General features: G+C 64.8%; 6 protein-coding genes and 1 pseudogene. All 7 read right to left on the bottom strand.

Annotated features, from left to right (window positions below):
* Window positions 1-1365 (bottom strand): annotated as a pseudogene (locus QZ271_RS08545) (hypothetical protein); the annotation flags it as partial.
* A gap of 235 nt (window positions 1366-1600) precedes the next feature.
* Window positions 1601-3016, bottom strand: coding sequence for a hypothetical protein (locus tag QZ271_RS08540; protein WP_291430488.1), 1416 nt, complete (start codon window positions 3014-3016; stop codon window positions 1601-1603).
* A gap of 89 nt (window positions 3017-3105) precedes the next feature.
* A complete protein-coding gene (locus QZ271_RS08535; protein ID WP_291430486.1) occupies window positions 3106-4548 on the bottom strand; it encodes a hypothetical protein in 1443 nt (480 codons plus the stop codon).
* A 720-nt stretch (window positions 4549-5268) separates the two neighbouring features.
* A complete protein-coding gene (locus tag QZ271_RS08530; RefSeq protein WP_291430483.1) occupies window positions 5269-6183 on the bottom strand; it encodes an MOSC N-terminal beta barrel domain-containing protein in 915 nt (304 codons plus the stop codon).
* Window positions 6184-6547: 364 nt separating this feature from the next.
* A complete protein-coding gene (locus QZ271_RS08525) occupies window positions 6548-7555 on the bottom strand; it encodes an N-acetylglucosamine kinase (protein ID WP_291430481.1) in 1008 nt (335 codons plus the stop codon).
* A gap of 11 nt (window positions 7556-7566) precedes the next feature.
* Entirely contained in the window at window positions 7567-8247 is a 681-nt protein-coding gene (locus tag QZ271_RS08520) for a glucosamine-6-phosphate deaminase (RefSeq protein WP_291430479.1), read from the bottom strand.
* A gap of 5 nt (window positions 8248-8252) precedes the next feature.
* Complete coding sequence (locus tag QZ271_RS08515; RefSeq protein WP_291430477.1) at window positions 8253-9536, bottom strand: glycoside hydrolase; 1284 nt, start codon at window positions 9534-9536, stop codon at window positions 8253-8255.
* Window positions 9537-9605 lie beyond the last annotated feature (69 nt).

Below are 9605 nucleotides of genomic sequence, written 5' to 3'. Positions count from 1 at the left end.
GATGCGCACGTTGCGCATGAGGTAGAGACCCTGAGCATCGTACAGGGCGCTCAGGCCTCCGGCGAGCAGCACGCGGGCGTTCGTCACCGGGGTGTCGGTGCCCTCGTCGTACACGGCGTTTTGTGCTTTGTCAACGTACACGCGGCCCACGATCTCAGCGTTTTCCTGTTGCTTGACGGTCACTTTCACGCTGCTGACCCGCGTGGTGATGATGGGCAGGCCGCCGCTCTGGCCCACGGCGATCACGCTGTTGATCAGCATGCCGTTCCCCTTGAGGGCTTCGGGCAGGACGCGCACCTTGTAGGTCAGCGTGGCGCTCTGGCCCGGAGCGAGTGTCCCGCTGCCGACCCGGATGACGCGCGGATCAGGGTCAAGGTCCTGGGCGTCCGCGCCGTCCAGGCTCAGCGTGCCGTCCACGACGCTCACGCCTGCGGGCAGGGTGTCGGTGATGACGGCCTGCTCGAATTTGGCGGTGTAGCTGGTGTTGCGGGTAACGATGTTGTACGTGAGCAGGTCGCCTACGCTGGCGGTCTGTTTATCCACGGTCTTCTGCGTGATCAGTTTGGCGTCCCAGACGCGGGTGCTGACCTCGTTGCTGTCACTAGGCGACGTGCTGGGGCTGCTGATACGGGCGACGTTGTTGACGGTGGTGTCGTCGTCTCGTTCCGGGAGCGTGACGGTGACGCTCAGCACGCGCTCCTCGCCCGGCGCGAGGGTGCCGTTCCATGTCAGGGTGCTGCCCTGCGCCTCGGCCTGCGGCGCGGTTCGCACGACCGTGAGGCGTCTGTCGAGGGGGTCGGTGACGGTGAACGGCACGCTGAGCGCGTTGGGGTTTTTGATCGTGAGCGTGTACGTGACCTGATCGCCGGGTTTGGCGAGGCCCGAGGAACTGACGGCCTTGACGATTCCGAGTGGCACGCTGGTCGGCGTGACCGTAGCGGTCGCCTCGAGGTCGCCTGCACAGCCGGTCAGAACGGTGACCTGCATGGGAGCCATGCCGCTGGGGGTGGCCCCCAGGGTCAGGGTGGTGGCCTGATCGGCGGCGAGCGTGATCTGCGTGGGAGTAACGGTGCTGACCCCGCCTGTGGCGGTGCTGGTCACCGGGAAGGTGAATGAGGTGTTGCCGATGTTGGTCAGCGTGTACTTCAGTTCGGCCCGCACGCCTGCCGGTGTCGTGATTTCCTGATGCTGCGGGGTGAGCGTGGCGGCGCACACCGGGGAGACCTGAAGGGTCACGGTGTTGCTCAGGGTCTCGCCGCCTTCGGTCGTAAGCGTGGCTGTGTTGCTGATCAGCGTGCCCGCCGGCGTTCCAGCAGCGTGCGCGACGCTGGCGGTCAGGAGCAGGAGGGTGATGAGGTTTCGCATGCGGGTGTCCTTGTGGCGTGGAGGCAGGGTATGGAGGCAGGGTGTCGCGGTGGCCCAGCGGCGGTTAAATGAAGAGGCGCTGTCAGAAGGCGCTGCAATTCGGAAGTTGTGCAATTCGGAAGTTGTGCAATTCGAAAGTGGTGCAATTAGGAAGTGGTGCAAAACGTGCGCGGCGCAGGTGCCTGTGTTATGGAAGGTGGGGAAGTGAGGTTCGCCTCACTTCCCCTCTGGTGCCTTACTTGACTTTCGCGGTGAGGGTCAGGTTGAGCTTCGCGCTGGCGGGCAGCAGGTCAGCCGACGTCATGGTGTTGTCCCCGTTGGAGTCGTAACCGAGGTACAGGGTGACGCCTTCGACGTCCGCGATGTTCTGGGGCAGGTTGGCCCAGTCGGTGCCGTTGAGGCTGTAGATGAGCTTGCCGCCCGTGACGCCGGTGGCCGTGCCGGTCCAGGAGACGCCGAGCAGCGACGCGGGGAGCGTGTCGCGCAGCACCGCTTTTTGCAGGCCGCCGTTGCCGACGTTGCTGGCTCCCACGGTGTACTGGATGATCTCGCCGGGCACGACGTTGCTGGTGGGGATGGCGGTGGGCGCCGCGCAGGTGGTGTCGGTTCCGCAGCTCAGGACGCTCTTGGCGACGCTCCCTTCACCCCGCGCTACGGTGGTGGTGTCAGCCACCTGGATGGGGGTTTCGGTGGCGTTGTCCACGGTGGCACTGTCGGCGGTGGTGATGACGGCGCTGATGCTGGTCTTGTCGGTGGTGCCGCCCGCGAGGCCTGCGGGGGCCGTGACAGTGACCTTGACTTCGGCGGTCTTGCCAGGGGTCAGGGGCTGTCCCCAGTTTTCCAGGGCTTTCTGCGGGGTGGTGGCGGCGGTCCCGTCGCCCACCACGTAGCTGTACGCCCAGCCGCCGGCTTGAGTGCCGACAGCGAGGTTGGTGTTCGCGCCGGTCAGGTCAGTGTTGCCGGTGTTGGTCAGGGTGTGGGTGTAGGTGATGGTGCCGGGGGAACTGACCTCGCCCGTCTCGTCTTTGGTCAGGGTGAGGCTCATCATGTTCTTGACCACGATCCCGCCGATGTTGTTCTTGTCGGTGACGGGGGCGTCGGGGGTGTTGGTGACGGACAGCCCGCTCGTGCCTTGCGGGTTCAGGCCGTACAGGTTGGTCGCCAGCGCGCCTGCGGGCACGGGGTAGACCACGAAGAAGGTCATCTTCTGGTCGGCGGCCAGGGCCACGGGCGCGGTGATCAGCGTGTCGCCGCCCCCGTAGACGCCGTCGCCGTTCGTGTCTGCGTACAGCGTGGCGTTGGCGGCCGTGGTGTCGGCGGTGGTGCCGAGGACGCTCAGGGTGTACGTGTCGGGGCTGTTGCCGGGGTTGGTCAGGGTGTAGGTCAGCGCGGCGTTCTGTCCGGGAACGCCGACCACCGTCTGACCGAAGCCGTTGGGGTGCGCGGGGTTGGTGTCGGGCGTGATCAGGATGGCGGGCACGGCTTTCACGGTCAGCGTCACGGGGTTGCTTTCGACCGGCGTGATGGGAGAGCCGTCGGGGTTCAGGGCGTCCAGGTACGCGGTGTTGGTGATCGTGGTGCCTGCGGGGGTGCCTGCGGCGAGCGCGCCGCTGAGCAGAAGTCCGGTGGTCAGAGCTAAGAGTTTACGCATGGGTGGTTCCTTCCTGTACTTGGTGAGAGGAGCGAAGGGTGGTATTCGGCAGACGGATGGGGCCACCCGGGGGCGGCCCCTGTTGATGGTCAGGGGGTGGGAATGACGGGCGCGGCGCCACACTCGGCGCCGGTTTCGACGCGGGTCAGCAGGGTCACGCCGTAGCTCGTGCTGACGGGCATCAGGTCCTTGGCGTCAATGAGGGTGTCTTTGTTCATGTCGTAGGCCATGCTGACCGTGGTGGTGGCCGCAATCGGGTAGGTGATGGTGTTCAGTGGCACGTAGTTGCCGTTGCCGATTTTCACGAGCAGCGGGTTGGTGGTGTTCGTCGGCTTGATGGAGTACAGGGTGCTGCTGTTCGGGATCGCGTCACGGATGCTCGCTCCGGGAATGCTCAACTGGCCCGTGTTGGTGGCCGTCAGGACGTACCCGATCAGCTCGCAGGGCTTGGCTTTAATCGCGTCGGTGCTCGGGGCGGCGCAGCTCAGCGTGCCGTTTTCGAGGGTGCAGACCGCCTGGGTTTTCTGAAGCGTGGCGGCGGTCGTGCCGATCACGAGGGTGTCAGTGACGCTGGCGGGCGTCGTCTGAAGGTTGGTGTACCCGGTCGTGGCAGGATCAAGGTCATTGATGTCGGCGGTGATGGTCAGCTTGTCCTGCTTGCCAGCGGCGGCGGTGAGCGGGGCTTTCACGGTCACGGTCAGCGTGGCGCTGGCGCCGGGCGCCAGGTCGCCCAGGGCGGCGAAGGCTTCCTGCGCGGTGGCGTACTGAGTCGGCGGGTTCGCCGGGTCGGTCGCATCACCAAAGGTGTAGGTGGCCGTGAAGGCGGTGTCGCTGTGGGCGGCGCTCAGGGTCGTGTTGCTGCTGCTGAGCGGGCCGGTGCCGGTGTTGGTCAGCGTGTGCGTGAACGCCGTGGTGCTGCCGGGCGCCACGATGGTCGGGCCGTTATCGCCCTTGAACGTCAGGTCAAGGTTGGCGACCACCTGAATGCACTGCACGTTGGTGGTGTCCGTCTGGGTGGTGTCGCCCACGCTGGTGGCGTTCAGGTTGACGTGGTACACCGCGCCCACCGTCTGAGCGGTGGGCAGGGTGTACGCGACCTCGACGGGGGTGCTGGCGTCGGCCGCGAGGCTGACCGGACTGGTTGCCACGGTGGCGGTGCCCGCGGGATTTCCGCCTGCATCAACGGCGCTGGTGCTCAGGGTGTAGCTGTCAGCGCCGTTGCCGGGGTTGGTCAGGGTGTAGGTCAGGACGGCGCTGGCCGTGCCGTAGACGACGGTGCTGGTGCTGGCGCAGCTCGTCAGGCTGGCGGCGTCATGGCTGACATCCACGGCGTAGACCCGCGTCACGGTGGCCGTGACCGTATTGCTGGAGATGGTCGCCGACGTTTTGCCATCGTCTTTGAGGTAATCGATGAACCCTTGGTTGGTGATCTCGGTGCCAGCGGCGACGCCGACGCCTAAAGCGAATTGCCCGAAGCCGAGTGTGCTCAGCATCAGGCCGGAGAGGGCAAGGGTTCTTAGAGATCGTTCCATGGGTGTTCCTCCATCCGGAGTCATGCCGGATCACAGTCACAATTTTTGGCGCCTGCTGTTGTGCTTTCGACGTCTCATACGGACTGCACTCCATTCCGCCACAGACACGAAGACACCGCCTGTGGCTTCACATCGCCCACGGGAGTCTGTTGTTCCTCTTTGCGTCCGCTCGGATTGATTCGGGATTGCGCCGAATCAACCGGAATCCGCATCACACTCCCTTTCTATATGGGAGTCTCAGTGCTGGACATTTTGGTTGAACTCATGCCTAACCGACAAGGCCAGGAGAGTAGAAGCTGTGCAAAGGGCGTTCTCCCACCCAGAGGGGATTGTTGTTCATACGGACTCGGATTGAAGGGGCTCTGCACCCCCTTCAATCCGAGCGAAGCGAGTGGGAGCAAAACGGCCCTCCGGATGTGGAGCTGGCAATCCGGTGAAGTTCCGGATTGTCAGCGAAACAAACGGAGTCCGTATCAGACCAATTTCTGTAGGCGAACATAGCATAAGAGGTGTCCTGGACGAAGATCGGATGTACCCCCCCAACGGGTGGAGTTCAAGGGCCGATACGCTGTTCGTTGGAGCGTTTTCGGTGGATTCGAATCCTGTTCGTTAGGTAAACATGCGAATTATCACAAGATTGTCACTTCCACGCCCGGCACCCGCTTTCCACCCACTCGCATCCGCTCGGATTGATCTGGTGGAGTTCCGAATCAACGGCGATCAGTATGAGACGTAGACCGGATTGACCGCTGAGGCAAAATCGACAACGTCCACGGTGTCGCCCACGCGAATATGCCCGTCACGCTGAGCGTACGGCGCGTCCTGCACCAGGTGCTGACCGAAGATGGCAGCTTTACCGTGGCGGCGCACACGTGCCAGTGTCCGTAGAGCCTCGGAACCGCGTGTGCCATCAGGCATGACGTTCAGAATGGCACATCCGGCGCAGCTTTCCACGACTTCAAAGGCCACCGCACCCGGCACGGCCATCCCATCTGATTCGGCGGGGCCGATCCGGATCCGCTGCCAGAAGTCTTCAGCATATGCCTCGCTGCCGCTGATCACCAGGTTTGGGCGGAACTCTGCGTAGCTTAGTGGGCGGTTCAGATGCCGGTTGAAGTCGGCCAGTGAAGCCTCAGAGATCAGGTGAAAGGGGTTGCCATCCACGAAGCTCAGGAGCGACCCGAAAGGCTTGTGGGCAGGCTGCCAGCGTTCGGAGTCTTCGGGCAGGAACACCAGATCAAAGTCGCCGCCCAGATAAGAACTGATCCAGTCTGTGGCCTGTGCCGAGATGACCACGCCGGTCAGGAAGTCGCCCCACATGTCCACCGCGCGGGGGTTCCCTAGCGGCTGCCACGGCACTTCCAGTACGGGCATGTTCGGGCCGGTGACCACAAGCCCCACCTCTGTGAGACTGACTTCGATCAGGCGCATCGTCGAGAACTCGCGCTGGGTCACCGGCTTTCCAGCCGTGTCAATCACCATCCAGCGGCGGTCATGCGTCAATCCGCGCGGCCCGATTCCGGATTGCTGGAGCGGGACGCCGGTCCCGGCTGATTTGATCGGATAGATGTACAGGGCGCTGACGGTAGGGGCGCTGACGGTAGGGGCACCGATCGGGTGATCAAACGTGGTCATAGGCTCCATTTCGAATCTGGAAGGGGGCTCATACGGACTCCGGCTGAATGGGTTGCAAAACCGTAACTGCTCAGCACGATAAACACGGCAAAAAACGCTTGTTCCCGTTTTGTATGAGCATAATAGTTACTGCAAATCTGCCTTGGACGAACCAATTCGCCCATATCGGCAATTTCAGTCATTTGAAAGCAGCTTCTTAGCAATTTATAGGGCTGAATTCAGATTCTGAGCAATTTACCCTGCTGAGCAGTTACGCAAAACCCGTTCAATCCGAGCGGAGCGAGTAGGAGAAAAGCGCGTTCCGGACGTGGAGTTGGCAACCCGGCGCTGTTGCGGGTTGTCGGCGAAACAAATGGAATCCGTATCACGTCAGAAAGAGCGCGTCGTCCGGGCAGGTTTCTTCCAGTCGCCGGAACACGGTCTCGTTGACGTTCACACCTGTCGCCTCCAGTGCCAGCAACAGCGCCCCGAAGACCGGTTCATGGTGGCTGGCCTGCCAGCGAACCTGCGGATGCGCCTCACGTACCCGCGCCAGCAGGGCGTCTCGCAGGATGGGTGACTGGTGGCGCATCACTCCGCCGGACGTGGTGAGCAGGTAATCGCCGTCCAGGCCGACTTTGCGGGCGGCAGCCAGCGCGTATTCCCCGAGGGACGCGCCGTGGTCCAGGACGATGCGCAGGCTGGTGGGATCACCCGTACTGGCTTCATCCAACAGAACCCGTGCCAGGCGGCCCATGACACGTGGACATCGGTTGCGGCCGGTGAGGGCGTGCAGCAATGACTCCACATCCGGGCGGCCAAAGAACTCCAGAACGGGCTGGGTCAGGGTGGTGGGTGGATCAATGCCCAGCTCTGCGCGGTAGACGGCGCGCAGGGTTTTCTGTGCCAGCTGGTCGGCACCCTCCGGCTCCTGCCAGTAACTGCTGTGCCACGTGGCGCCGCCGGGATGACGGGCCGCGATCCCCGCGCTCGTGCCACAGACGACCGTGACGCCCAGGCCCCTCAGGGAACCGGCGCGCAGGGCGCCCAGAGCGTCGTTCACGACCTCGACGCACTTGGCCCAGCCCCAGCGCCTCAGCGCTGCATTCAACTCCTCAAAATCCTCGGGCCAGTCGGCCCCGGCGGCACTGAGGGTCAACGCCGATAGTGGCGAATCATCCAATCCCGCGCGTTCCCTGGCCTGCGAGGCGGCCGTTTCCAGCGCCGCGAGCGCGCGGGCAGGCTGCACGTAGATGTTGCTGCGTCCGGCGCGCCCCCAGCCCCGCACGGTGCCGGAGGTATCGGCGATCAGGGCGATGGTCTTGGTGTTTCCGGCGTCGATGCCCAGCACCAGCCCGTTCATGCCCAGCCCGCTTATGCCTTGCCCGCTCATGCCTTGCCCGCTCATGTCCAGGCGGCCTCGTCCGCGATCACGGTCAGCGCCGTGCGCCGCAGGAAGGAGGCGGGCACCTCCGGCGTTTCCGGTCCCCGCAGCGCGGCGTGCAGCACACCGCGCTTGTGCGCTCCACTCACCAGCAGCAGGGTCTGACGGGCCGCCAGAATCACGTCCATCCCGGCTGTGATCGCTCCCGCCGGCACCGCCACGCCCCAGTAGGCGCGGTTGCTCTCCAGGCTCGCGGGCGTCAGCGCCAGCGTGCGTGTGGGCGCGTCCGGGGGGCTGGGCGGCTCGTTGAAGCCCAGGTGACCGTTCGGGCCCAGTCCCAGAATCGCCAGGTCAAGGCCGCCGAGGTCCCGGATCGCCGCCCCGAACTGACCGGGACTGTGCAGCCGAACGGTGCGGGTGAGACCCAGCGGCTCCACGAACGAGCGCCGCATCCAGTTCCACAGGCTGCGCGGATCGTCGTCCTCTATGCCCAGGTACTCGTCGAGCTGCACGGCGGTGGCGCGGCTGAAGTCCACGTCGCCCGCCTCTACCCGCCGCGCGAGTTCGGCGTAGGTGGGCATGGGCGTGTTTCCGGTGGCCACAAGAATACTCAGGTGGGGGTTCGCCCTGACCTGCGCCGTGATGAAGTCAGCCGCTGCCTGGGCAAGCTGTTCGGCGTCCGCTTGAATGGTGGGCGTCACCTCACCTACCACAGCCGCTCCGGCAGATGACTGCGCTGGGCCTGGGAGAGATCCCCGTACAGCGTCTGCGCCAGCGGCAGCGTCCGCACGAGCGGGTTGGCCGTCAGCGCCTGGATCGCCTGCTGGCGGCTGCCGTCCCACGCGGCGTTGGCGGCGAGCTGCTGGTACTCACCCAGCGCCGAGAGCAGACCAAGGACGGGCGGCGGCACCCGGTAGCCCGCGATGGGCCGCACGCCCTGACGGTTCACCAGACACGGCACCTCCACCACCTGCGAGTCGGGGAAATCGGCCAGCGCGCCACCGTTGACCACGTTCGTCGGCCAGACTTCATTCTTGTCGTTGAACACGGCGTCCATCACGTCCACCGCCACTTCCAGCTCGAAGATGCCGCCGCGCGACAGTTCCGGCTTGAGTGTCGGGTTCGGCGCGGACAGTTGCTCGTGGTAGTGCTGCCAGTAGCTCGGCACGTCCGCCAGGATGTCCTGGGCGCGGGTGGTGGGCTTAGCGCTCAGCTCGGCCAGCATCTCCTGCTCGAAGTAGTAGTACTTCATGTAGGAGGCGGGCAGGCTGTTCATCGTCACCGCCAGTTCGGCCCAGCGCCGCGCCCAATCGTCGGTGATGCCGCCCTCCAGTTGTTGCGCCAAGACCGGGAGCATCGGCTGACCGTCATACTCGGCCTCCACGCTCCAGCAGGCGTGATTAAGGCCCAGCATCACGGCCCGCACCTTGCCGGGGTCCAGCCCGGCCAGCTGCGCCAGTTCGCCGGGAAACACCAGTGGCCCCTCACACAGGGAAACCACGCGAATGGGCGAGTGATCGGCCACCGCCTGCGCCACGATGTTCACGGGGTTGGTGTAGTTAAACAGGACGGCTTCCGGGCAGACCGCCTCCATGTCTTCCACCAGGCCGCGCGCCACGTGAATCGCCCGCAGCGCCATGAAGAAGCCGCCTGCCCCCTGCGTCTCCTGCCCGATGACGCCGTGATCCAGGGGAATCCGTTCGTCCTGGTAACGCGCCTCGAAACCGCCGGGACGGTAGCTGGACAGCACGCCGTCACAGCCGTGCAGCGCGGCTTTTCTGTCGGTGGTGGCCGTGATGGTGAGGTCTGCCCCCTGGGCGGCTGCCATGCGGCGCGACAGTCGGCAGACCAGATCGAGTCTGTCTTCATCGAGATCCTGCAAGACGATGTGAGAACCGGCGAAGTTGGCAGCCTGGCGAATGAAAGAGGCGACCGTGCCCGGGGCGCGCGTGCTGCCGCCGCCGATGTAAGCGATTTTAACCTGTGCCATAGAGGAGTCCTTGTGGGAAAAGCGGCGGGTCGGAGACGACCGCCGGGAAGGCGGGAGCCGCGAAGGCGA

The sequence above is a fragment of the Deinococcus sp. genome (genome assembly GCF_018260555.1).
Classification (GTDB): Bacteria; Deinococcota; Deinococci; order Deinococcales; family Deinococcaceae; genus Deinococcus.
This window is presented reverse-complemented; position numbering and strand designations above follow the sequence as displayed.

Coding starts and splice junctions, on each gene's coding strand:
- QZ271_RS08530 (WP_291430483.1), bottom strand. CDS start 6,183: ATGACCACGTTTGATCACCCGATCGGTGCCCCTACCGTCAGCGCCCCT.
- QZ271_RS08515 (WP_291430477.1), bottom strand. CDS start 9,536: ATGGCACAGGTTAAAATCGCTTACATCGGCGGCGGCAGCACGCGCGCC.
- QZ271_RS08540 (WP_291430488.1), bottom strand. CDS start 3,016: ATGCGTAAACTCTTAGCTCTGACCACCGGACTTCTGCTCAGCGGCGCG.
- QZ271_RS08525 (WP_291430481.1), bottom strand. CDS start 7,555: ATGAGCGGGCAAGGCATAAGCGGGCTGGGCATGAACGGGCTGGTGCTG.
- QZ271_RS08535 (WP_291430486.1), bottom strand. CDS start 4,548: ATGGAACGATCTCTAAGAACCCTTGCCCTCTCCGGCCTGATGCTGAGC.